Origin of the sequence: Kitasatospora nipponensis (assembly GCF_039528135.1) — a bacterium.
In the GTDB taxonomy this organism is placed as follows: domain Bacteria; phylum Actinomycetota; class Actinomycetes; order Streptomycetales; family Streptomycetaceae; genus Kitasatospora; species Kitasatospora nipponensis.
Window position 1 is genome coordinate 1 of sequence record NZ_BAAALF010000816.1, and the last position, 643, is coordinate 643.

The 643-nt window shown below is 71.4% G+C and carries 1 protein-coding gene; it reads right to left on the bottom strand.

Annotation, left to right across the window (positions count from 1 at the left end; genetic code table 11):
• Positions 1 to 643, bottom strand: a 643-nt coding sequence (locus tag ABD323_RS43495; protein ID WP_344447541.1) for a cytochrome P450, incomplete at both ends; no start/stop codon positions are given.

Below are 643 nucleotides of genomic sequence, written 5' to 3' on the forward strand. Positions count from 1 at the left end.
GGTTGTCGAAGTTGGAGTGGATCAGCTCGGGCTCGCCGACCGAGTGGATGTCGGGGAGGCGGGTGAGGAGCTCCCGGAAGAGCACCTTCATCTCCTGGCGGGCCAGGTAGGCGCCGAGGCAGAAGTGCCGGCCGCCGCCGCCGAAGCCGAGGTGCGGGTTGGGCGAGCGGGTGATGTCGAAGGCGTCCGGGTCGGTGAAGACCGCCTCGTCCCGGTTGGCGGAGCCGAAGAACAGCACCACCTTCTCGCCCTTCGCGAGGTGGGTGCCGTTCAGCTGGTGGTCGGCCGCGACGGTGCGGCGGAACTGGATGATCGGGGTCGAGTGCCGGACCATCTCCTCGACCGCGCCGCCCAGGTGGGTGTCCAGGTCGGCGAGCAACAGCTCGCGCTGCTCGGGGTGTTCGGTCAGCAGGTGCAGGCCGTGGGCGAGCGCGTTGCGGGTGGTCTCCACCCCGGCGACCAGCAGCAGGGAGAAGAAGGCGCCCAGCTCACGGGAGTTGAGCCGACGGCCGTCCACGTCGGCGGTGACCAGTGCGGAGATCAGGTCGTCGGTGGGGCGGCGGCGGCGCTCCCGGCCGAGGGCGGCGATCGAGCCCTGCATCCGGGCCAGCGCGCGCAGGCCCTTGCCGGGGATGCGAATTCG